Origin of the sequence: Xenophilus sp. (assembly GCF_044462705.1) — a bacterium.
Classification (GTDB): Bacteria; Pseudomonadota; Gammaproteobacteria; order Burkholderiales; family Burkholderiaceae_C; genus Xenophilus; species Xenophilus azovorans.
In genome coordinates this window covers 36,752-59,099 of sequence record NZ_JBIQNC010000010.1, presented here as the reverse complement: position 1 = coordinate 59,099, position 22,348 = coordinate 36,752, and the positions used below count along the sequence as shown (strand labels likewise).

The 22,348-nt window shown below is 71.0% G+C and carries 23 protein-coding genes; 21 read left to right on the top strand and 2 right to left on the bottom strand.

Annotated features, from left to right (window positions below; genetic code table 11):
* Window positions 1-25: 25 nt before the first annotated feature.
* From ACIY1X_RS03830 to tsaD, 21 genes are all read left to right on the top strand, one after another.
* Complete coding sequence (locus tag ACIY1X_RS03830; protein ID WP_399678119.1) at window positions 26-958, top strand: ABC transporter ATP-binding protein; 933 nt, start codon at window positions 26-28, stop codon at window positions 956-958.
* On the top strand, window positions 955-1,740 hold the full coding sequence (locus ACIY1X_RS03825; protein WP_399678116.1) for an ABC transporter permease: 786 nt from the start codon (window positions 955-957) through the stop codon (window positions 1,738-1,740). Before ACIY1X_RS03830 ends, ACIY1X_RS03825 begins: the two co-directional genes overlap by 4 nt.
* Before the next feature lie 120 nt (window positions 1,741-1,860).
* Window positions 1,861-2,103, top strand: a complete 243-nt coding sequence (locus tag ACIY1X_RS03820) for a BolA family protein (RefSeq protein WP_038208771.1) — start codon at window positions 1,861-1,863, stop codon at window positions 2,101-2,103.
* Between the two features lie 53 nt (window positions 2,104-2,156).
* Window positions 2,157-3,434, top strand: a complete 1,278-nt coding sequence (gene murA, locus ACIY1X_RS03815) for a UDP-N-acetylglucosamine 1-carboxyvinyltransferase (RefSeq protein ID WP_399678114.1) — start codon at window positions 2,157-2,159, stop codon at window positions 3,432-3,434.
* Window positions 3,431-4,072 (top strand): ATP phosphoribosyltransferase, encoded by a 642-nt coding sequence (hisG, locus tag ACIY1X_RS03810; protein WP_038208765.1) that lies wholly within the window; start codon window positions 3,431-3,433, stop codon window positions 4,070-4,072. Before murA ends, hisG begins: the two co-directional genes overlap by 4 nt.
* A 4-nt stretch (window positions 4,073-4,076) precedes the next feature.
* Window positions 4,077-5,468, top strand: a complete 1,392-nt coding sequence (gene hisD, locus ACIY1X_RS03805) for a histidinol dehydrogenase (RefSeq protein ID WP_399678112.1) — start codon at window positions 4,077-4,079, stop codon at window positions 5,466-5,468.
* Between the two features lie 55 nt (window positions 5,469-5,523).
* On the top strand, window positions 5,524-6,366 hold the full coding sequence (locus tag ACIY1X_RS03800) for a hypothetical protein (RefSeq protein WP_399678110.1): 843 nt from the start codon (window positions 5,524-5,526) through the stop codon (window positions 6,364-6,366).
* A complete protein-coding gene (locus ACIY1X_RS03795; RefSeq protein ID WP_038208760.1) occupies window positions 6,363-6,719 on the top strand; it encodes a hypothetical protein in 357 nt (118 codons plus the stop codon). The genes ACIY1X_RS03800 and ACIY1X_RS03795 overlap by 4 nt, the downstream gene beginning before the upstream one ends.
* Window positions 6,720-6,731: 12 nt before the next feature.
* Window positions 6,732-7,844, top strand: a complete 1,113-nt coding sequence (gene hisC, locus ACIY1X_RS03790) for a histidinol-phosphate transaminase (RefSeq protein ID WP_399678108.1) — start codon at window positions 6,732-6,734, stop codon at window positions 7,842-7,844.
* Entirely contained in the window at window positions 7,841-8,482 is a 642-nt protein-coding gene (gene hisB, locus ACIY1X_RS03785) for an imidazoleglycerol-phosphate dehydratase HisB (protein WP_399678106.1), read from the top strand. The genes hisC and hisB overlap by 4 nt, the downstream gene beginning before the upstream one ends.
* 34 nt (window positions 8,483-8,516) lie before the next feature.
* Window positions 8,517-9,164, top strand: coding sequence for an imidazole glycerol phosphate synthase subunit HisH (gene hisH, locus ACIY1X_RS03780; protein WP_399678104.1), 648 nt, complete (start codon window positions 8,517-8,519; stop codon window positions 9,162-9,164).
* Between the two features lie 129 nt (window positions 9,165-9,293).
* On the top strand, window positions 9,294-10,037 hold the full coding sequence (gene hisA, locus ACIY1X_RS03775; RefSeq protein ID WP_038208752.1) for a 1-(5-phosphoribosyl)-5-[(5-phosphoribosylamino)methylideneamino]imidazole-4-carboxamide isomerase: 744 nt from the start codon (window positions 9,294-9,296) through the stop codon (window positions 10,035-10,037).
* Between the two features lie 94 nt (window positions 10,038-10,131).
* The gene (locus ACIY1X_RS03770; RefSeq protein ID WP_038208750.1) at window positions 10,132-10,959 is read left to right on the top strand and encodes a D-hexose-6-phosphate mutarotase; all 828 of its coding nucleotides are present in this window, start codon (window positions 10,132-10,134) and stop codon (window positions 10,957-10,959) included.
* 31 nt (window positions 10,960-10,990) lie between these two features.
* Entirely contained in the window at window positions 10,991-11,770 is a 780-nt protein-coding gene (hisF, locus tag ACIY1X_RS03765; RefSeq protein WP_399678102.1) for an imidazole glycerol phosphate synthase subunit HisF, read from the top strand.
* 292 nt (window positions 11,771-12,062) lie between these two features.
* Window positions 12,063-13,484, top strand: a complete 1,422-nt coding sequence (locus ACIY1X_RS03760) for an undecaprenyl-phosphate glucose phosphotransferase (protein WP_399678100.1) — start codon at window positions 12,063-12,065, stop codon at window positions 13,482-13,484.
* A complete protein-coding gene (locus ACIY1X_RS03755) occupies window positions 13,474-14,688 on the top strand; it encodes a glycosyltransferase (RefSeq protein WP_399678098.1) in 1,215 nt (404 codons plus the stop codon). The genes ACIY1X_RS03760 and ACIY1X_RS03755 overlap by 11 nt, the downstream gene beginning before the upstream one ends.
* The gene (locus ACIY1X_RS03750) at window positions 14,679-16,127 is read left to right on the top strand and encodes a hypothetical protein (RefSeq protein WP_399678097.1); all 1,449 of its coding nucleotides are present in this window, start codon (window positions 14,679-14,681) and stop codon (window positions 16,125-16,127) included. The genes ACIY1X_RS03755 and ACIY1X_RS03750 overlap by 10 nt, the downstream gene beginning before the upstream one ends.
* Window positions 16,117-17,649, top strand: a complete 1,533-nt coding sequence (locus ACIY1X_RS03745) for an oligosaccharide flippase family protein (RefSeq protein WP_399678096.1) — start codon at window positions 16,117-16,119, stop codon at window positions 17,647-17,649. The genes ACIY1X_RS03750 and ACIY1X_RS03745 overlap by 11 nt, the downstream gene beginning before the upstream one ends.
* A gap of 52 nt (window positions 17,650-17,701) precedes the next feature.
* The gene (locus ACIY1X_RS03740; RefSeq protein ID WP_399678095.1) at window positions 17,702-18,880 is read left to right on the top strand and encodes a glycosyltransferase family 4 protein; all 1,179 of its coding nucleotides are present in this window, start codon (window positions 17,702-17,704) and stop codon (window positions 18,878-18,880) included.
* 99 nt (window positions 18,881-18,979) lie between these two features.
* Window positions 18,980-19,867, top strand: a complete 888-nt coding sequence (locus ACIY1X_RS03735) for a glycosyltransferase family 2 protein (protein ID WP_399678093.1) — start codon at window positions 18,980-18,982, stop codon at window positions 19,865-19,867.
* A gap of 47 nt (window positions 19,868-19,914) precedes the next feature.
* Complete coding sequence (gene tsaD / locus ACIY1X_RS03730) at window positions 19,915-20,955, top strand: tRNA (adenosine(37)-N6)-threonylcarbamoyltransferase complex transferase subunit TsaD (protein ID WP_399678091.1); 1,041 nt, start codon at window positions 19,915-19,917, stop codon at window positions 20,953-20,955.
* Here tsaD and ACIY1X_RS03725 read toward each other — a convergent pair.
* Together ACIY1X_RS03725 and ACIY1X_RS03720 are read right to left on the bottom strand one after the other, a co-directional pair.
* The gene (locus ACIY1X_RS03725; protein WP_399678089.1) at window positions 20,912-21,601 is read right to left on the bottom strand and encodes an alpha/beta hydrolase-fold protein; all 690 of its coding nucleotides are present in this window, start codon (window positions 21,599-21,601) and stop codon (window positions 20,912-20,914) included. The genes tsaD and ACIY1X_RS03725 overlap by 44 nt on opposite strands.
* Before the next feature lie 297 nt (window positions 21,602-21,898).
* A complete protein-coding gene (locus ACIY1X_RS03720; RefSeq protein WP_399678087.1) occupies window positions 21,899-22,276 on the bottom strand; it encodes an Hsp20/alpha crystallin family protein in 378 nt (125 codons plus the stop codon).
* Between the last annotated feature and the right edge of the window lie 72 nt (window positions 22,277-22,348).

Genomic DNA, 22,348 nt, shown 5'->3' with positions numbered 1-22,348 from the left:
GGGGCTTTCCTACAATCGCGGCCCCATGCCCGCGATCCGCTTCCAGTCGGTCTCCAAGACCTATGCCTTGCCTCACGACCAGGGTGCGTTCCGCGCGCTGGATGATGTCAGCTTCGACATCGAGGAGGGCGAATTCTTCGGCCTGCTCGGCCCCAACGGCGCGGGCAAGACCACGCTGATCAGCATCCTGGCCGGGCTCTCGCGGGCCACGGCCGGCCAGGTGAGCGTGCATGGCTTCGACGTGCAGACCCACTTCGCCGACGCCCGCCGCCAGCTCGGCATCGTGCCGCAGGAACTGGTGTTCGACCCCTTCTTCAACGTGCGCGAGACGCTGCGCATCCAGTCCGGCTATTTCGGCATCGCCCGTAACGACGACTGGATCGACGAGCTGCTGCACAGCCTGGGCCTGGCCGACAAGGCCGAGGCCAACATGCGCCAGCTCTCCGGCGGCATGAAGCGCCGCGTGCTGGTGGCGCAGGCGCTGGTGCACAAGCCGCCCGTCATCGTGCTGGACGAGCCCACCGCCGGCGTGGACGTGGAACTGCGCCAGACGCTGTGGCAGTTCGTCGCCCGGCTGAACAAGCAGGGCAGCACGGTGCTGCTGACCACCCACTACCTGGAAGAGGCCGAGGCGCTGTGCAACCGCATCGCCATGCTCAAGAAGGGCAGGGTGATCGCGCTGGACCGCACCAGCGAACTGCTCCGGTCCGCAGCCAGCAACGTGCTGCGCTTCAAGACCGACGCCAACCTGCCGTGGTCGCTGGCGCAGCACGCGCGCATCACCGGCCGTGTGGTGCAGCTGCCGGCGCAGGACGCGCGCGAGGTCGAGCAGGTGCTGGCCCAGTTGCGCGAGGCGGGCGTGGCGGTCGAGGACGTGGAGATGCGCAAGGCCGACCTGGAGGACGTGTTCATCGACCTGATGGCCGGCGAGCAGACGCCGCTGGAGGTGAGCCGATGAGCGACGCGACGACCGCACGCTTCGCTCCCCTGGGCTGGCGCGCGCTGCTCTACAAGGAGGTGCTGCGCTTCTGGAAGGTCGCGGCCCAGACCATCGGCGCGCCGGTGCTCACCGCGGTGCTGTACCTGATGGTCTTCGGCCACGTGCTGGAGGACCACGTCAAGGTCTACGGCACGTTCAGCTACACCGCCTTCCTGGTGCCCGGCCTGGTGATGATGAGCGTGCTGCAGAACGCCTTCGCCAACAGCTCGTCCTCGATCATCCAGAGCAAGATCATGGGCAGCCTGGTGTTCGTGCTGCTCACGCCGCTGTCGCACTGGGGCTGGTTCTTCGCCTATGTGGGGTCGTCGGTGCTGCGCGGGCTGATCGTGGGGGTGGGCGTGCTGCTGGTCACGCTGTTCTTCGCCGTGCCGCCCTTCGCGCAGCCGCTGTGGATCCTCGTCTTCGCCTTCCTCGGTGCGGCCCTGCTGGGCACGCTGGGCCTGATCGCCGGCCTGTGGGCCGAGAAGTTCGACCAGATGGCGGTGTTCCAGAACTTCCTGATCATGCCCATGACCTTCCTGTCGGGCGTGTTCTATTCCATCCATTCGCTCCCCGCCTTCTGGCAGCAGGTGAGCCACGCGAACCCGTTCTTCTACATGATCGACGGCTTCCGCCACGGCTTCTTCGGCGTCTCCGACGTGTCGCCCTGGATCAGCCTGGGCATCGTCGGCAGCGCCTGGCTGGTGGTGAGCGCGGTGGCCGTCCACCTGCTGCGCATCGGCTACAAGATCCGCGGATGAGATGATCTGCCCCCCCGCTCCGCCCGCCGCTTTGCGGCGTGGGTCGCCACCCCCCGAGGGGGAGGCGCGGCCGGCTTGGGGTGGCCCGGCGCCCGGCCGCATTCGTTCGCTTCGCTCACCATGACCGCCGAAGAACTCCAGTCCATCATCCAGGCCGGCCTGTCCTGCGAGCACATCCAGCTCGAGGGCGACGGGCGCCACTGGTTCGCCACCATCGTCTCGCCCGAGTTCGAGGGCAAGCGCCCGATCCAGCGGCACCAGCGGGTGTACGCCACCCTGGGTGCGAAAATGCACACCGACGAGGTGCATGCGCTGTCGATGAAGACGTACACGCCCGCCGAGTGGGCCCGGCTGCAGGCCTGAACCTCCTTCCCTGACCGAACGGCGGACGGCGCCGTTCCAAGGACTTTTCTCTGATGGACAAACTCCTCATCCGCGGCGGCCGCCGGCTGGCCGGCGAGGTGCGCATTTCCGGCGCCAAGAACGCGGCCCTGCCCGAGCTGTGCGCCGCCCTGCTGACCGACGAGCCGGTGGTGCTGCACAACGTGCCGCGCCTGCAGGACGTGGCCACCATGCTCAAGCTGGTGCGCAACATGGGCGTCACGGCCGAGCGCGACGACAACGGCACCGTGCGCCTGGACGCCGCCGACCTGACCAACCCCGAGGCGCCCTACGAGCTGGTGAAGACCATGCGCGCCTCGGTGCTGGCGCTGGGCCCGCTGGTGGCGCGCTTCGGCCACGCCAGGGTCTCGCTGCCGGGCGGCTGCGCCATCGGCTCGCGGCCGGTGGACCAGCACATCAAGGGCCTCACGGCGATGGGCGCCGACATCCGCGTCGAGCACGGCTACATGGTGGCCGGCCTGCAGCGGGGCCTCAAGCGCCTGCGCGGCGCGCGCATCACCACCGACATGGTGACGGTGACGGGCACCGAGAACTTCCTCATGGCCGCAGCGCTGGCCGAGGGCGAGACGGTCCTGGAGAACGCCGCCCAGGAGCCCGAGATCCCCGACCTGGCCGAGATGCTCATCAAGATGGGCGCGAAGATCGAAGGCCACGGCACCAGCCGCATCCGCATCCAGGGCGTGGAGCGCCTGCACGGCTGCGAGCACACGGTGGTGGCCGACCGCATCGAGGCCGGCACCTTCCTGTGCGCGGTGGCGGCGGCCGGCGGCAGCGTGCTGCTGCTGGGCGCCCGGGCCGAGCACCTGGACGCGGTGATCGACAAGCTGCGCGACGCCGGTGCCACGGTGGCCGAGGTGCCCGGCGGCCTGCGCATCGAGGCCGCCGGCCGGCTGAAGGCGCAGAGCTTCCGCACCACCGAGTACCCGGGCTTCCCGACCGACATGCAGGCGCAGTTCATGGCGCTGAACGTGATCGCCGAGGGCACCGCCACGGTCGCCGAGACGATCTTCGAGAACCGCTTCATGCACGTCAACGAACTGCTGCGCCTGGGCGCGCGCATCCAGACCGACGGCAAGGTGGCGGTGATCGAGGGCGTGCCGCGGCTCTCGGGCGCCACGGTGATGGCGACCGACCTGCGCGCCTCCGCCAGCCTGGTCATCGCCGGCCTGGTGGCCGAGGGCGAGACGCTGGTGGACCGCATCTACCACCTGGACCGCGGCTACGACCGCATGGAAGCGAAGCTGCGCGCCCTGGGCGCCGACATCGAACGCGTTCCGGGAGCCCGCGCGTGATCACCCTCGCCTTGTCCAAGGGCCGCATCTTCGAGGAGACGATGCCCCTGCTGGCCGCGGCCGGCATCGAGGTCACCGAAGACCCGGAGAAGTCGCGCAAGCTCATCCTGCCGACCACGCGGCCCGACGTGCGCGTGGTGCTGGTGCGCGCCTCCGACGTGCCCACCTACGTGCAGTACGGCGGCGCCGACCTGGGCGTGACCGGGCTGGACGTGCTGCTCGAACACGGCAACCAGGGCCTGTACCAGCCGCTGGACCTGCGCATCGCCGCCTGCCGCCTCAGCGTGGCGGTGCGCGCCGACTACGACTACGCCAGCGCCGTGAAGCAGGGCGCGCGCCTCGCGGTGGCGACCAAGTACGTCGGCCTGTCGCGCGAGTTCTTCGCCCGCAAGGGCGTGCACGTGGACCTGATCAAGCTCTACGGCAGCATGGAACTGGCGCCGCTCACCGGCCTGGCCGACGCCATCGTCGACCTCGTGTCCACCGGCAACACGCTCAAGGCCAACCACCTCGTCGAGGTGGAGCGCATCATGGACATCAGCGCCCGCCTGGTCGTCAACCAGGCCGCGCTCAAGCTCAAGCGCGAGCCCATCCGCCGCATCATCGACGCCTTCGCGTCGGCCATCCCGAAAACCTAGCCCCATGAGCCTGAAAGCCGCTCCCGCCCGCCTGTCCACCGCATCGGCCAGCTTCGAGGCCGACTTCAAGGCGCGGCTGCACTGGTCGGCCGACACGGACGCGGCCATCGAGCAGCGCGTGGCCGACATCCTGGCCGACGTGCGCCAGCGCGGCGACGCGGCGGTGCTGGAGTACACCCGCCGCTTCGACGGGCTGGCCGCCGGGTCGATGGCGCAACTGGAGCTGACGCAGGCCGACTTCCGGGCGGCCTTCGAGTCGCTGCCCGCCGCCCAGCGCGATGCCCTGCGCAGCGCGGCCGATCGCGTGCGCAGCTACCATGAGGCGCAGAAGAAAGCCAGCGGCGAGAGCTGGACGTACCGCGACGCCGACGGCACGCTGCTCGGCCAGAAGGTCACGCCGCTGGACCGCGTCGGCATCTACGTGCCGGGCGGCAAGGCGGCCTATCCGTCGAGCCTGCTGATGAACGCCATCCCCGCCCACGTGGCCGGCGTGCAGGAGATCGTCATGGTCGTGCCGACGCCGGCCAAGGGCAGCGTGGCCACCGGCGGCAGCGGCGCCGAGCCCGCCGCGCAGGGCGAGCGCAACGTGCTGGTGCTGGCCGCGGCCCACGTCGCCGGCGTCACCCGCGCCTTCACCATCGGCGGCGCGCAGGCCGTGGCGGCGCTGGCCTACGGCACCGCCACCGTGCCGGCGGTGGACAAGATCACCGGCCCCGGCAACGCCTACGTGGCCGCGGCCAAGCGGCGCGTTTTCGGCACCGTGGGCATCGACATGATCGCCGGCCCGAGCGAGATCCTGGTGCTGGCCGACGGCAGCACGCCGCCCGACTGGGTGGCGATGGACCTGTTCAGCCAGGCCGAGCACGACGAGCTGGCGCAGAGCATCCTGCTCAGCCCCGACGCCGCCTACATCGACGCCGTGCAGCGCGAGATCGACCGGCTGCTGCCGGACATGCCGCGCGCGCAGATCATCGCCGCGAGCCTGACGGGCCGCGGCGCGCTGATCCACACCCGCGACATGGAGGAGGCCTGCGCCATCAGCAACCGCATCGCCCCCGAGCACCTGGAGGTGAGCAGCCGCGAGCCGCACAGGTGGGAGCCGCTGCTGCGCCACGCCGGCGCCATCTTCCTGGGCGCCTTCACCAGCGAATCGCTGGGCGACTACTGCGCCGGCCCCAACCACGTGCTGCCCACCAGCGGCACCGCGCGCTTCTCCTCGCCGCTGGGCGTGTACGACTTCCAGAAGCGCAGCAGCCTGATCGAGGTGAGCGAGCAGGGCGCGCAGGCGCTGGGCCCGATCGCCGCCGAACTGGCCTACGGCGAAGGGCTCCAGGCGCATGCGCGGGCGGCCGAGATGCGCCTGGCACGCAGCGGCGAGGAGCGGCCCGCCTCCTAGGTGTGCGCGCCAAGCGTCGGCCGCGGCCCGATCACGACGAAAAGGGAGAAAGACCATGACATCGCTTGAGCAACTGCTTCGGTCCGGCCCGGGCCGCCTCGCGGGGTGGCTGGCCGTGGCGCTGGCCGTGCTCGCGGCCGGATGCAGCACGCAGCCCCGCGAGGCGCCGCCGGCCGCCGCGTCGGCCCGCGCAGCCGAGGCCGCTCCCGCGCCGGCGCCCGCCGCGGCGCGGCTCGGCACGCAATGGGGCGAAGGCCGCGAGTCGCGCGTGCGCAGCGTGGAAGCGCGCCGGCTGAATCCGGAACGCCCGGACGACGTGCTCACCGTCGGCTATGCCGGCGCATCCGGCGTGCGGGCCGCGGTGGGGCGCGATCCGCAGCGCCAGCTCAACGTGCCGCTGGCGCAGGGCGACGTCGAATGGTCGATCCGCGACGAGAACGACCGCCCGCTGCCGCTGCAGCAGGCGCGCGGCGGCGGCACGCTGCAGGTCGCGGGCGTGGAGGGGGCGCGCTACGTGCTGGTGCTGCGCAACCTGAGCGACCGCAGCTACGAAGTCGTCGCCACCGTCGACGGGCTGGACGTGCTCAGCGGCCAGCCCGGCAGCCTGGGCCGCGCCGGCTACGTGCTCCAGCCGCAGGGGCTGCTGCGCATCGAGGGTTTCCGCAAGAGCCGGGACGAGGTCGCTGCCTTCCGCTTCGCCGCGCCGGGCCGCGCGTACGCGGCCAACACGCCGGCCGGCGATGCGCGCAACATCGGCGTCATCGGCACCGCGCTGTTCGAGCTGGAGGTGCCGGGGCAGCGGCCCCCGCCGCGCATCGGCGCGGGCAGGTCGCGCGCCTTCCCGGCGGACGAGCCGTCCTCCTTCGCGCCGCCGCCGCGCTACGGGCCGTCCCGATGACATGGCTGCGCCGCGTGCCCTGCATCGTGCTCGCGCTCGGCGCCGCCGCGGCCGCGCAGGCCATGAGCATCCGTGAGATGCGCACCCTGGAGGCTAGCGAGAAGGACGGCAGCGCCTATGCGAGCTACTACCTCGTCGGCGTGCTCGAAGGGCTGCGCGAGGCATCCGATGCAGCGCAGCGGGCGGGCGGCAGGCCGCTCTTCTGCGTCAATGGCCGCCGGCTCGAGCCCGCCATGGCCCGCTCCCTCTACCAGGGCGAACTCGCCCGCCACGCCGACCAGTACGAGGCCGACATGCCCGTGCAGCTGGTGATGTCCGCCGCGCTGCAGAACGCCTACCGCTGCGCCCCCTGAACCCGAACCGACATGCCGTCCTCTTCCTCGACCGACCTCACCGCCCGCGCCCTGGCGCGCCTGCGCCCCGACGTGCGCGACATGCACGCCTATGCCGTGCAGGACGCGCGCGGGCTGCTCAAGCTGGACGCGATGGAGAACCCCTACCGCCTGCCGCCCGAGCTGCAGCAGGCGCTGGGCGAGCGCCTGGGCGCGCTGGCGCTCAACCGCTACCCCGGCGAGCGCGGCGAGGACCTGAAGCGCGCGCTGGCCGCCCACGCCGGCGTACCCGAGGGCCACGCGCTCATGCTGGGCAACGGCTCCGACGAGCTGATCTCGCTGATCGCCATGGCCTGCGACCTGCCGGGTGCCGGCATCCTGGCGCCGCTGCCGGGCTTCGTCATGTACGCCATCAGCGCGCAGCTGCAGGGCCTGAAGTTCACCGGCGTGCCGCTGACCGCCGACTTCGCGCTGGACGAGGCCGCCATGCTCGCCGCCATCGAGCGCGAGCGCCCGGCCATCCTCTACCTGGCCTACCCGAACAACCCCACCGCCAACCTGTGGGACGCGGCCGTGGTGCAGCGCCTGATCGACGCCCAGGGCGCGCACGGCGGCCTGGTGGTGGTCGACGAGGCCTACCAGCCCTTCGCCGGCCGCAGCTGGCTCGACGCCATCCGCCGCGAACCGGCGCGGCACGGCCACGTGCTGCTGATGCGCACGCTCAGCAAGTTCGGCCTGGCCGGCGTGCGGCTGGGCTACCTGATCGGCCCGCAGGCGCTGGTGGCCGAACTCGACAAGGTCCGCCCGCCCTACAACATCAGCGTGCTGAACTGCGAATGCGCGCTCTTCGCGCTGGAGCACGCCGACGTGTTCGCGCAGCAGGCCGAGGCCATCCGGCGCGACCGCGCGGTGCTGGTCGGGGTGCTCGGCCGGCTGCCGGGCGTGAGGGTCTGGCCCAGCGACGCCAACATGGTGCTGCTGCGCGTCGCCGACGCCGACAAGACCTTCGCCGGCATGAAGGCACACGGGGTGCTGGTGAAGAACGTTTCTAGAATGCACCCGTTGCTGGCGAACTGCCTGCGCCTGACCGTCGGCACGGCCGACGAGAACGCGCGCATGCTCGCCGCGCTGGAAGCCTCCTTATGAATACCCCCACGGCCCCCGACGCCATCGTCGCCGCCAGCGGCAACGCGCCCGCGCGCGTGGCGGAAGTCACCCGCGACACCGCCGAGACGAAGATCCGCGTGCGCGTCGATCTCGACGGCACCGGCCGCGCGACGCTCGCCACCGGCATCGGCTTCTTCGACCACATGCTGGACCAGATCGCCCGCCACGGCCTGATCGACCTGGACGTCGAGTGCCAGGGCGACCTGCACATCGACGGCCACCACACGGTGGAGGACGTCGGCATCACGCTCGGCCAGGCGGTGGCGAAGGCGGTGGGCGACAAGAAGGGCATCCGCCGCTACGGCCATGCCTACGTGCCGCTGGACGAGGCGCTGTCGCGCGTGGTGATCGATTTCTCCGGCCGCCCCGGCCTGCACATGGACGTGCCCTTCACCAGCGGCATGATCGGCGGCTTCGACACCCAGCTGACCTTCGAGTTCTTCCAGGGCTTCGCCAACCACGCGCTGGTCACGCTGCACATCGACAACCTCAAGGGCGTGAACGCGCACCACCAGTGCGAGACGGTGTTCAAGGCCTTCGCCCGCGCCGTGCGCGCCGCGCTGGAGCGGGACCCGCGCTCGGCCGGCGTCATCCCCTCGACCAAGGGCACGCTGTAGCCCTTCCCGACAGATCCCACCCTTTCAGTCCGCCATGACGAATTCCGTCGCCGTCGTCGACTACGGCATGGGCAACCTCTGGTCCGTCTCGCAGGCCGTGCGCCATGCGGCCGACCAGGCCGGGGTCGAGGTGCTCGTCACCGCCGACCCCGACGTGGTGCGCCGCGCCACGCGCGTGGTGCTGCCGGGGCAGGGCGCGATGCCCGACTGCATGCGCGAGCTGCGCGAGTCGGGCCTGCTCGAATCGGTGCTGGAGGCGGCCGCCTCCAAGCCGCTGTTCGGCGTGTGCGTGGGCATGCAGATGCTGCTCTCGCGCAGCGAGGAGGGCCCTTCCGAGGGGCTGGGCCTGATCCCCGGCGAGGTCCTGCGCTTCCGGCTCGAGGGCCAGCGCCAGCCCGACGGCAGCCTCTACAAGGTGCCCCAGATGGGCTGGAACCAGGTGATGCAGGCCCGCCCGCACGCGCTGTGGGCCGGCGTGCCCGACGGCACGCACTTCTATTTCGTCCACAGCTTCTATGCCCGGCCCCGCGACTGCGCCCACAGCGTGGGAGAGGCCGAGTACGGCACGCGCTTTACCGCTGCCGTGGCCCGCGATAACATTTTTGCGACCCAGTTCCACCCCGAGAAGAGTGCGGACCACGGGTTGCAGCTGTACCGCAACTTCCTCCACTGGAATCCCTGAAGCCGACCCTTCTCCGAGTGCCCGGCGCGTCGGGCCTTCCCGCCGCGCGCCAGATGCCTGGCTGACAGGCCCGCCTGCCTTCTTTCTTTCTCCGCGCCGTTTCTTCCACCTGCCGCACCTCGCGACACCATGCTTCTCATTCCCGCGATCGACCTCAAGGATGGCCACTGCGTTCGCCTCAAGCAGGGCGACATGGACCAATCGACCGTGTTCAGCGAAGACCCGGCCGCCATGGCCCTGCAATGGGTCGAGGCCGGCGCGCGCCGGCTGCACCTGGTGGACCTGAACGGCGCCTTCGCCGGCAAGCCGCAGAACCATGCGGCCATCAAGTCCATCCTGCGCGCCGTGGGCGACGAGATCCCCGTGCAGCTCGGCGGCGGCATCCGCGACCTGGACACCATCGAGCGCTACATCGACGACGGCCTGCGCTACGTGATCATCGGCACCGCGGCGGTGAAGAACCCCGGCTTCCTCAAGGACGCCTGCAGCGCCTTCGGCGGCCACATCATCGTCGGCCTCGACGCCAAGGACGGCAAGGTCGCCACCGACGGCTGGAGCAAGCTCACCGGCCACGAGGTGGTCGACCTGGGCAAGAAGTTCGAGGACTACGGCGTCGAGTCCATCATCTACACCGACATCGGCCGCGACGGCATGCTCTCGGGCATCAACATCGACGCCACCGTCAAGCTCGCGCAGTCCCTCACCATCCCCGTCATCGCCTCGGGCGGGCTGTCCAACATCGCCGACATCGAGAAGCTGTGCGCGGTGGAGGGCGAGGGCGTCGAGGGCGTGATCTGCGGGCGTGCCATCTACTCGGGCGACCTCGACTTCGCCGCCGCGCAGGCGCGCGCGGACGAACTGGCCGGCGCCTGAGGCCGCCTGCCCCGCGCTTGCCGAGCCGCATGAGCCCCCGCCCGGCCGCTCCGAAGGGGGCTCGCACCGCAGCACGAAGTGCGAAGGTTATCCAATGAGCATCGAACGCGTCGAGTTCAACGGCCAGCCGGCGCTGCGCCAGACCCTGCCCGAAGGCGACTGCGTGATGGTCGCCCTGCATGGAGGCCACGTGCTGTCCTGGCGCACGGCCGACGGCATCGAGCGCCTGTACCTGAGCCCGCGGGCGCTGTTCGACGGGCACGGCGCCATTCGCGGCGGCGTGCCGGTATGTTTTCCGCAGTTCAACCAGCGCGGGCCGCTGCCCAAGCACGGCTTCGCGCGCAACCTGCCGTGGCAGGCGAAAGAAGGCGACGTGCTGGCGTTGACGCTGCATGACGGGCCGGCGACGCAGGCCTTCTGGCCCGAGCGCTTCGCGCTGCGGCTGCAGGTCGGGCTCGCGCCCGGCCGGCTGCGCCTGACGCTGGAAGCGCACAACACCGGCGACACGCCCTGGTCCTTCACCGCGGCGCTGCACACCTACCTGCGGGTGGACGACGCGGCCGCGGCCAGCCTCGAAGGCCTGCAGGGCGCCGCCCGCTGGGATGCGGTGCGCGACCGGCGCTTCTCCGAGCCGGCTCCGGCCCTGCGCTTCGGCGAGGAATTCGACAGCGTCTATGCGGCCCCGGCCCGGCCGCTGCACCTGGCCGGCGGCGGCACGCGCCTGGCGATCACGCAGAGCGCGACCTGCACCGAGACGGTGGTGTGGAATCCCGGCCCCGAGCTCGGCGCCCGCCTGGCCGACCTGCCCGACGACGGCTGGCGCCACATGCTGTGCGTGGAGGCGGCCTGCATCGACGCGCCCGTCGTGCTGGCGCCCGGCGCCCGCTGGACGGCGTGGCAGGAACTCGCCGCGCTCTCTTGACTACTTCTTCCCTCTGTTCCATCCGACCGCCATGCTGGCCAAACGCATCATCCCCTGCCTCGACGTCACCGGCGGCCGCGTCGTCAAGGGCGTCAACTTCGTGGAACTGCGCGACGCCGGCGACCCGGTCGAGATCGCGGCGCGCTACAACGCGCAGGGCGCCGACGAGCTGACCTTCCTGGACATCACTGCCACCAGCGACGAGCGCGACCTGATCCTGCACCTGATCGAGGCGGTGGCCTCGCAGGTGTTCATTCCGCTCACGGTGGGCGGCGGGGTGCGCACGGTGGACGACGTGCGCCGCCTGCTCAACGCCGGGGCCGACAAGACCAGCTTCAATTCCGCCGCCATCGCCAACCCCCAGGTCATCCAGGACGCCTCGGACAAGTACGGCGCGCAATGCATCGTCGTCGCCATCGACGCCAAGCGCCGCACCCCCGAGGAAGAGGCCGCGCGCGGCCCGGGCTGGGACGTCTACAGCCACGGCGGGCGCCGCAACACCGGCCTGGACGCCGTGCAGTGGGCGGTGGAGATGGCGCGCCGCGGCGCCGGCGAGATCCTGCTCACCAGCATGGACCGCGACGGCACGAAGAGCGGCTTCGACCTCGCACTCACCCGCGCCGTGGCCGACGCGGTGAGCGTGCCGGTGATCGCCTCCGGCGGCGTCGGCAGCCTCGACCATCTGGCCGACGGCGTCCAGCAGGGCGGCGCCGACGCGGTGCTGGCCGCCAGCATCTTCCACTACGGCGAGCACACCGTGGGCGAGGCCAAAGCCCGCATGGCCGAGCGCGGCATCCCCGTCCGGCTGTAACAAGTAGCAGTTGCTTACCGGTGTCCGCACTGCGTGCGGCGGTGGACACTTTTGTTTCGACTTCCTGATTTCGTCCAGAAAATTAAACTGGAAGTAGTACAACTAACCTGTAAGTAGTACAGTTGTCCCCTGGCCGAGGAGCGATCGTCGGCTTCACACAGTCTCCCGTGGCCAATCGGATTGGGCGCGGCGGCCATCCGTGCTATCGCCCGGACGCCCGATGGCTGTGTAGTATTTGAACCTTCTTATTACTGGATAACTTATCCAGGTGTAACGGCTCAGGGGAACGTCCATGCTGTTCGCGTCCGTCAACGACGGGACCAAAGCACCCATTCTGGCCGCCGGCAGCATGAATGCCATGCTGGGGCTGGCGTTGCGCGTGGGCGACGTCGTGATCTTCGGCGCGGCGGGCATCCTGGCGTTCGCGCTGCGCTTCGGCCACGTGTCGGTGGAGGCCGACTATGCGCAGGTGATCAGCCACGGCGTGCTGCTGGCCATGATCGTGCTCAACGGCGGCTCGGTGTACCGCAGCTGGCGCGGCCACAGCGTCGCCAGCGAGGCGATGCAGCTGGCCGCCATGTGGATGATCATCTTCTGCCTGCTGGCGGTGTACGTGCTGGCGTTCAAGGTGGGGCACGACCTGTCGCGCCTGTGGTGGTTCGGGTGGTTCGTGCTGGGCCTGGGCGGCGCGGTGGTCTTCCGCGCGGTGGTCCGCGGGGCGGCCAACTGGGTGCGGGCGCAGGGCATGGACGCGCGTTCGGCCGTCGTGGTCGGCGCCAACCCGGACGCGCAGCGGCTGGTCGACGTGCTCCGGCGCAACAAGTGGGCCGGCATCGAGGTGTGCGGCTGGTTCGCGACCGACGCGGACCGCAGCCAGTTGACCGGCGCGCCCCTGCTCGGGTCGCTGGAGCGCCTGGGCGAGTACGTGGAGTCGCACCAGATCGCGCAGGTCTGGCTGGCGATGCCGCTGCAGGAGCAGGCGCAGATCGCGGCGGCCGTCAGCCAGTTGCGGCACTGCACGGCCGACATCCGGCTGGTGCCCGATCTCTTCGGCATCCACCTGCTGAACCACTCGGTCGAGGAGGTGGCGGGCCTGCCGGTGATCACGCTGCAGCAGACGCCGCTGCAGGGTGTCTCGCGCATCGTCAAGGCGGTCGAGGACCGGCTGCTGGCCTTCCTGATCCTGCTGCTCATCTCGCCGCTGATGCTGCTGATCGCCGCCGCCGTCAAGCTCAGCTCGCCCGGCCCGGTGTTCTACCGGCAGGAGCGCGTGAGCTGGAACAACCAGCGCTTCCAGATGCTCAAGTTCCGCTCCATGCCTGTCGATGCGGAGCAGCGCAGCGGCGCCGTGTGGGCCAAGGCGGGCGAGCAGCGCGCCACGCGGGTGGGCGCCTTCCTGCGCAGAACCAGCCTGGACGAGCTGCCGCAGTTCATCAACGTGCTGATGGGCGACATGTCCATCGTCGGGCCGCGCCCCGAGCGGCCGGTGTTCGTCGAGAAGTTCAAGAACGAGATTCCGGCCTACATGAAGAAGCACATGGTCAAGGCCGGCATCACCGGATGGGCCCAGATCAACGGCTGGCGCGGCTCGACCGACCTGGCCAAGCGCATCGAGTGCGACATCTTCTACATCCAGCACTGGTCGCTGGGCTTCGATCTCTGGATCATCTTCCTGACCCTGTTCAAAGGGTTCGTCCACAAGAATGCGTACTAGCGCCGCCCTGCTCCGGTATGCCGACGACGACCGCGGCGGCGGCGCCGTGCAGACGGCCGCCGCGGCGAACCGTCGGATGCGGGTGGCGCTGGTCCACTACTGGCTGGTCGGCATGCGCGGCGGCGAGAAGGTGCTGGAGGTCCTGAGCGACCTGTACCCCGACGCCGACATCTTCACGCTGGTGTGCGACCCGGCGGCCATCTCGCCCCGGCTGCGGCGCCACCGGATCCACACCTCCTTCCTGCAGAAGATCGGCGGCGTGCGGCACTACCAGAAGATGCTGCCGCTGATGCCCTTCGCGTTGGAGTCGTTCGACCTGACGGGCTACGACCTGATCATCTCCAGCGAGGCCGGCCCGGCCAAGGGCATCGTGCCGGGGCCGGACGCCACGCACATCTGCTACTGCCACTCGCCCATGCGCTACATCTGGGACCTGTATCCCCAGTACCGCGCCGCCTCGGGCGCCGTGACGCGCGCCATGATGTCGCTGGCGGCGCCGCTGCTGCGGCAATGGGACGTGAGCACCGCGCACCGCGTCGACCACTTCATCGCCAACTCGGCCTACGTGGCGCGCCGCATCGAGAAGTACTACCGGCGCGACGCGCTGGTCGTCCACCCGCCCGTGGACCTGTCGCGCTTCGCGGCGCCGGCGTCGGCGGCGCCGGGCGGGTACTACCTGTGCGCCGGGCAGATCACGCCCTACAAGAAGATCGAGATCGCGGTGGAGGCCTGCACGCGCCTGGGCCGGCGGCTGCGGGTCATCGGCTCCGGCGCCAACGCGGCGCTGAAGCGGCTGGCCGGGCCCACGGTGGAATTCCTCGGGCCGGTGTCGGACGAGGAGATGGTGCGCAGCTTCGCCGGCTGCAGGGCGCTGCTGTTCCCCGGCGTGGAGGACTTCGGCATCGTCCCGCTGGAGGTCATGGCCAGCGGCCGGCCGGTCATCGCCTATGCGCGCGGCGGCGCCCTCGAGACGGTGGTGGATGGCCGCACGGGCCTGCTCTTCCACGAGCAGACGGCCGAGGCGGTGGTCGATGCCATCCGGCGCTTCGAGGCGGCCGAGCCGTCCTTCGACGCCCAGGCGCTCCGGACGCACGCCCGTTCGTTCGACACGGCCGTCTTCCGGGCGCGGATGGCCGAGCTGATCGGCCGGCTGAGCACCCGGCCTGATCCTGCACCGGCCAGGGAGGCGTCGGCATGGACCTGATCCCGATCGCCGTCTTCTGGTGCCTGGCCGCCTGGGCCTTCGTGGGGCGCAGCCACCGGCTCGTGTACCTGTTCTTCGGGGCGATGTCCTTCGGCTCCTTCGCCGTGGTGCCCCCCGCCTTGCTGGCCGGCCTCACGCTCACGCCGGCCCCGATCGTGGCCGTGCTGCTGATCGTCCGGCACTTCATCGGCAAGGACGAACTCGCCTACGCCCTCGGGATGGCGACACGCCCCAGCCGCCTGGCGTGGCTCTTCCTGTTCTGGGCTTTCGCCTGCATCACCACGCTGTTCATGCCCCGCCTGTTCGCCGGCGAGGTGGTCGTGGTGCCGCTGCGCCAGGACGACATCGGTGCCGGCCCGCTGGCGCCGTCGCTGCAGAACCTGTCGCAGCTGCTCTACCTCAGCATCTCGGTGGCGATGGTGTTCGTCTTCACGAGGATGCTGCGCACCACCGCCATGCGCCGCCACGTGCTGGCGGCGCTGTGCCTCGGCGCGGCCATGGCCGTGTTCACCGGCCTGCTGGACTTCGGGACGCTGTTCCTGCCGCTGGAGGGCCTGCTGGAGCCGTTCCGCACCGCCACCTACGCGCTGCTCACCAGCATCGAGGTGGTGGACGGCAAGCGCGTCGTGGGCCTGATGCCGGAGGCGTCCACCTTCGGCTACCTGACGCTGAGCTTCCTGGTGGCGCTGTACTTTCTGCGCCGCGCCATGCCGGCCGGCCTGCTGCGCGACCGCATCGTGCCCGTGCTGCTGGTGATGCTGGTGCTGCTGCTGTGGCTGTCGACGTCGTCGGCGGCCTACCTGGGCTTCGGCGTGTTCGCCTGCGCAGCGGTCGCGGAGTGGGGATGGCGCGCGGTCGGCGCACGCCGCAACCCCTACCTGCACCGCGGGCTGCTGCGCGAATTCATGATCGGCCTGGGCGTGCTGACCACCCTGCTGCTGCTGGTGGTGGCGTTCCCGCAACTGCTCGCGCCCGTAACGGAGCGCATCGACACCTGGGTCCTGCAGAAGGCGGCCAGCAGCTCCTTCGAGGAGCGCAACATGTGGACGCAGGTGGCGTGGGACGCGGTGGCGGCCACCTACGGCCTGGGCGTGGGCCTCGGGGGAACGCGCGCCTCCAACCTGCTCGTGGCCCTGGCCAGCAACGCGGGGGTGCTCGCCACGCTGTGCTACCTCGCCTTCGTGGTCCAGTGCCTCGGATTGCGGCGGGCCGCGCCGTTCGACGTGCAGGGCCAGGCGCTGCTGGTGGGCATCCGCTGGGCCTATGCGGCACCCTTCGTGTCCAGCCTGGTGATCGGGACGTCGCCGGATTTCGGCCTCTTCAACGCGTTCCTCTACGGCTTCGCGATGGCGGCCACCAGTGCTGCATCCTCCTTCCGGGCCCAGGTCAGCGCTGCATCGTCGCCGTTCTCCGCTGCGCGCAACGCACATGGCGCCTGACCAGAAGGACCTGGCCCGCCGCGTCGCGGCGGCGGGCGCATGGACGGTGGGCGCGCGGCTGTCGGCCAAGCTGATCGACCTGGCCATGCTGTTCTGCCTGGCCCGCTTCCTCGGGCCGGCGGACTTCGGCCTGGTCGCGATGGCGATGGCCGTCGTCTTCGTGGTCGAGGCGCTGCTGGACCTGCCGACCTCGGTGGCGCTGCTGCGCGGGCCGAGCGTCACGCGCGCGATGCTGGACACGGCGTTCACGCTGGGCCTGCTGCGCGGCTTCGCCATCGGCGTGCTGCTGCTGGCGCTGGCCTGGCCGCTCGCGTGGTTCAACAACGAGCCGCGGCTGGCGGTGCTGCTGTCCGTGCTGGCGTTGGCGCCGGCCGCGCGGGGGATGAGCAGCCCGCGCATGGTGGAGTACGCGCGCGCGTTCAACTTCCAGCCCGACGCGGTGGTGGAACTGTCCGGCAAGGTGCTGGCCTTCGTCGTCTCCGTCGCGCTGGCGGCCGCGACGGGCAGCTACTGGGCCATCGCCGCCGCCACGATCTGCTCGCCCGTGCTCGGCACGCTGGCGTCGTACGTGGTCGCGCCGTTCCGGCCCCGCCTGAGCCTGTCCGAATGGCATCGCTTCTCGAACTTCCTCGGCTGGAACTTCGTGGCCCAGTTCTGTTCGGCGCTGAATTGGCAGATCGACCGGCTGCTGCTGTCGCGCCTGACGCCCATCGCGGCGTTCGGCCAGTACTCGATCGCCAAGCAGATCTCGGAGATACCCATCCAGGCGCTGGCGGTGCCGCTGCTGCGTCCGGCCATGACCGCGCTCGCCTCCGCCGGCCCCGCCGCCGGCGCGCGCTATGTGCAGCTCTCGCGTGCCATGCTGGTGGTCATGGTGCCCGCGATGACCGTGCCGGTGCTGTGGCCCGAGGCGCTGATCCGGGTGGCGCTGGGGCCCAACTGGCTCTCCGCGGCGCAATGGCTGCAGTGGATCAGCGCCGCGTCGCTGCTCGGCATGCCGGCGCTGCTCATGGGCGCGCTGACGCAGATGCTGGACCGCACCCACTGGCTGGCGCGGCGCACCGTGATCGACCTGCTGATCCGGGTGCCGCTGGTGTGGTGGGGCGCTGCGCACCACGGCATTCCCGGGGTCATCGCCGCCAGTGCCGTGAGTTCGCTGGCGACCACCGCGGTGTCGTTCCTCATCGTCCGCCACCTGTCCGGCGCCAGCGTGCGCGCGCAACTGGGCATGCTGCGCATCCCCTTCATCGCAGTGCTGCCGGCCGGCGCGCTCCTGTGGGCCACGCAGCCCGCCGTCTCGGGCGCTGCCAACGTGTTCGGCCTGGTCGCCCTCGGCCTGCCGATCTTCCTGCTTTATCTGCTGGTCTACGGCCTGTGCGTGTGGATCGTCTGGCGATGGACGGGGCGGCCCGCCGGGTTCGAGCAGCACGCCTTCGAGACCGCCGCCGCCTGGCTCGCGCGGTACCGGCGCCACCGCGCCGCGCCGGGCGAATCGCCCGCGGCCAGCGGACCGGGGCGCTGAGGCGCCGCCGCCAACCTTTTCACCACAACACCACCGCCTGCTTTTCTGCCCCATGACCGAGTTAGTGATCAACGGCAAGTTTCTCCAGCGATCGGCCAGCCGCTCGGGCGTCCACCGCGTCGCCTACGAGCTGGTCCTGGCCCTGGACGCCGTGCTGGCCCGCGACGCCGCGCTGGCGCGCGCCCATCCGTGCCGCCTGCTGGTGCCGGGAGACTGGCTCCCGGACATCGCCTTCTCCCACATCCGCATGCACAGCGTCGGCCGGAGGAGCGCCGCACTCAAGGGCATCCCCTGGGAGCAACTGGTGCTGCCGTGGCAGGCGCGGGGCGCGACGCTGCTGAACTTCTGCAACCTCGGGCCGGTGCTGCATCGCGATGCGTTCACGATGATCCATGACGCGCAGGTCCACAGTTCGCCGGCGTCGTATTCGCGCGGCTTCCGTGCGTGGTACCGGCTGGTGCAGCCGCGGCTGGGCCGGCGCAACCGGGGGATCCTCACCGTCTCGCAATATTCGCGCGCCCAACTCGACCAGTACGGCGTGGCCGATGCGGCGCGCAGCCTGGTGGTCCACAACGGCTGCGATCACGTCCTGCGGCTGGTGCCCGACGAGGACGCGGCGCGCGCCTTCGGCCTGGCCGACGGCCGCTTCGTCGTCGCGCTGGCGAACACCCAGGCGCACAAGAACATCGGCCTGCTGCTGAAGGCCTTCCGGTCCGGCCGGCTGGGCGACATGACCCTGGCGCTGTTCGGGGCGGCGACGCGCGAGGACTTCGAGCGCCAGGGGCACGAGGTACCGCCGAACGTGCGGTTCCTGGGCCGCATCAGCGACGAGCAGCTCGCCGGCGTGCTGCGCAGGGCCGCCGCGCTGGCCTTCCCCTCGCTGACCGAGGGCTTCGGCCTGCCGCCGCTGGAGGCGATGGCGCTCGGCTGCCCCGTCGTCGCCGCGCCCTGCGGCGCATTGCCCGAGGTGTGCGCCAAGGCGGCGCTGTGGGCCGACCCGCACGATGCCCGGGCGTGGGAGGCGCAGATCCTGCGGCTGCGCGACGACCCGGCCCTGGCCGGATCGCTGCGGGAGCGCGGCGCGCGCCGCGCCGCGCTCTTCACCTGGGAGCGGGCGGCGCGCCGTCTGCTCGAGATCGCCGCGGCGCAGCCTTCGTGGTCTGCGGCCGGGCGGGGCCCGTCGGTGCTCGGCGCCAGCCGCGCGCTCGGCAAGCCGAGTGCCGGGCCCTAGCCGGCATCGCGCCGGCCCATCCTCGCCCCCGCTTTCCTGACCCTGGAGCGGCGTGCCCCTGGTGGGGACGACCGCTTCCGCCATCGCTTCCTGTTCCCCATGTGCCTGAAGATTGCCGTTGCCATCGCGACCGCGGGTCGCCCCAAGATCAGCGCCGACACCGTGGGCCATCTCCGGCGCCAGTTGCGCCAGCCCGACGAACTTCTGATCTGCCCCGCGCGCTCCGGCGACTTCGACGCCGCTTGCCTGCAGGACTTCCCGGCCCCTGCCCGGATCGTGTCCGGGCCGGTCGGCTCGTCGGCGCAGCGCAATGCGCTGCTCGATGCCACCGACGCGGACGTGGTGGTCTTCTTCGATGACGACTTCCTTCCCGCCGACGATTACCTGGGCGAGGCCGAGCGCCTGTTCCTGTTCCATCCGGAGATCGCCGTGGCGACGGGCAAGGTGCTGGCCGACGGCATCCTGGGGCCGGGCATCGAGTTCGACGCAGCCGCCAGGCTCCTCGCGCAATCGCCGCCGGGCACGGAGCCGGGCCGGATCGTGCCCACCTACAACGGCTATGGATGCAACATGGCCGTGCGCATGGCGCCGGTGCGTGCGCACCGCATCCGCTTCGACGAGCGCCTGCCGCTCTATGCCTGGCTGGAGGACGTGGACTTCTCGCGCCAGCTCGCGCTGCATGGCGACGTCGTCTGCGCCACGCGCCTGCGGGGCGTGCACCTGGGCACCAAGCGCGCGGGCCGCACCTCGGGCCGGCGCCTGGGCTATTCGCAGGTCGCCAATCCGCTGTACCTGGCGCGCAAGGGCACCATGGCCTGGGGCAAGGCCCTGGCCCACGTCGGCAGGAACCTGCTCGCCAACGCCCTGCGCAGCCCGGTGCCCGAGCCCTGGGTGGACCGCAGGGGCCGGCTCGCCGGCAACGCCATGGCGCTGCTGGACACGTTGAAGGGGAGCGCCGTGCCCGAACGGGTGCTGCACCTGCCCTGAACCCCGCCGCCGGCGCGTCCGCGCCGCGCCCCGTAGACTCGCGGCCCATGCGAGTCCTGGGCATCGAATCCTCCTGCGACGAGACCGGCGTGGCGCTGGTCGAGGCGCGCGGCGCGGGCGTGCCGCGTCTGCTGGCGCACGCGCTGCACAGCCAGATCGACATGCACCAGGCCTACGGCGGCGTGGTGCCGGAGTTGGCCAGCCGCGACCACATCCGGCGCGTGCTTCCGCTCACGCAAGCGGTGCTGGCCGAGGCGGGCGTCGAACGCGACGCCATCGACGTGGTGGCCTACACGCGCGGCCCCGGCCTGGCCGGCGCGCTGCTGGTGGGCGCCGGCGTGGCCTGCGCGCTGGGCGCGGCGCTGGGGCGGCCGGTGCTGGGCGTGCACCACCTCGAAGGGCACCTGCTCTCGCCCTTCCTCGGCGCCGATCCGCCGGAATTCCCCTTCGTCGCGCTGCTGGTCTCGGGCGGCCATACGCAGTTGATGCGCGTCGAGGGCGTGGGGCGCTACGAGATCCTCGGCGAGACCATCGACGACGCGGCCGGCGAGGCCTTCGACAAGAGCGCCAAGCTCATGGGGCTGCCGTACCCCGGCGGGCCGTGGCTGTCGAAGCTGGCCGAGAGCGGCGACCCGGAGGCCTTCCGCCTGCCGCGCCCGCTGCTGCACAGCGGCGACCTGGACTTCTCCTTCGCCGGCCTGAAGACCGCCGTGCTGACGCAGGCGAAGAAGCTGGGCGATGCGCTGGCATCGCGCAAGGCCGACCTCGCCGCCGCCACGCAGGCCGCCATCGTCGAGGTGCTGCTGCGCAAGTCGCTCGCCGCGCTGGACCAGACCGGCATGAAGCGCCTGGTGGTCGCCGGCGGCGTCGGCGCCAACCGGCTGCTGCGCACGCAGCTCGACGCTGCCTGCCAGCGCCGCGGCGTGCGCGTGCACTATCCGGAGCTGGCCCTGTGCACCGACAACGGCGCCATGATCGCCATGGCTGCCGCGATGCGCCTGGAGGCCGGGCTGGAAGCGCCGACCACGCGCTATGCCTTCGACGTCAGGCCGCGATGGCCCTTGGACGCGCTGCTGCCGGTGTCCTGAACGCCGGCGCGGACGGCGACCGCGAGGGCAGCGGCAGCACGTCCAGCATGCGCCGCCACAGGCGCGACCACTGCGGCCAGTCGTGGCCGCCCTCGGTGGTGAAGACGCGGTCCTCGGGCAGCACCTCGGCCAGCAGCGCATGGTTGGCGGCGAAGCGGTCCGCCAGGCCGAAGCCCAGGTACAGCGGCGGCAGCTCCTTGGTCGGCATCTCGTCGGCGTACTGCTGCAGCCACGGCCACAGGCGGCGGTCCACCTCCTCGTCGGGCAGCGGGCCGTCGGGCGCCTTCCAGGCGCGCAGGCCGCCGGCCTTGCGGATCTCGGCCGCCAGCGGACGCCGGCCCAGGTAGGGCGCCAGCGCCACGATGCCCTGCACCGAGCCCGGCTGCGCCAACTGGTGGATCAGCGCGCCGAAGCCGCCGATGGAAATGCCCACCAGCCAGATCGAGCGGTAGCCCAGCGCGCGCGCCGGGTCGAGCACGTCCTGCTGCAGGTGCGTGGTGAAGGTCTGGTCGTAGTAGTAGGAGACGTTGGCGTCCACCAGCATCACGTCGGCCGCGACATCGCGCTCCGTCATGGCGCTGATGAAGCCCTCGCGCTCGAACTCGTCCGGCGCGAGGAAGGCGCCCGGCAGAAAGACCAGCAGCACATCGGAGCGCGTTCCGTCGCTCCGGGTGGTTTTCAGGTGTGTTTCCATGTGTTTCCCGACTAGGACGATTGCTTTTGCTCGGGGCGCCCGGAAACACCGCTTCCGAACACCGTACGTGCTTCTCTGGAGCGTTAACCGCATCCAAAGGCGTAAATATTTCACACGGATTTTGTGTTCAGGAAACAGAAGTGCAGGAAACAGCGTGTTACGGAATCTGAAGAAAAAAGTAGTCCCGCCAAGGCCTTGCAGCCCGGGCGGGACGAGGAGGGAGAGGCCGGCCACATGCCGGCGCGAGATTTACTGGACGGAAACCGTCACGGCCTTGCTGGCCGGCGCCAGCTTGCCCAGGCGCAGGGTCAGCACGCCGTTTTCCAGGCGGGCTTCGGTGGCCGAGGCATCGATGTCCTGCGGCAGCTCGTAGGCGGCCTTGAACTGGCGTGCGGCCTCGGCGCGCGTCTCGATGCGCACCACGGCGCCTTCCACCGACACGTTCAGGTCCTCGCGGCCGATGCCGGGCAGGTCGAGCCGCAGCGTCCAGTGGGTGTCGTCCTGCTGGACGTCCAGGGAACGGTGATAGCCGGCGAAGGCATCGTTGACGAAGCGCTCGAAGCCGCGGTCGAAAGTGCGCGGAGCGGACACGAAGGAACGGCTGCGAAGAGCGGGGGCGAAGAACATGGTGCGGATCTCCTTGTGAGGGGCGGGACAGGATCGGTGCGTCCCTTACACTGCGCGGCCCTTCATCCAGCG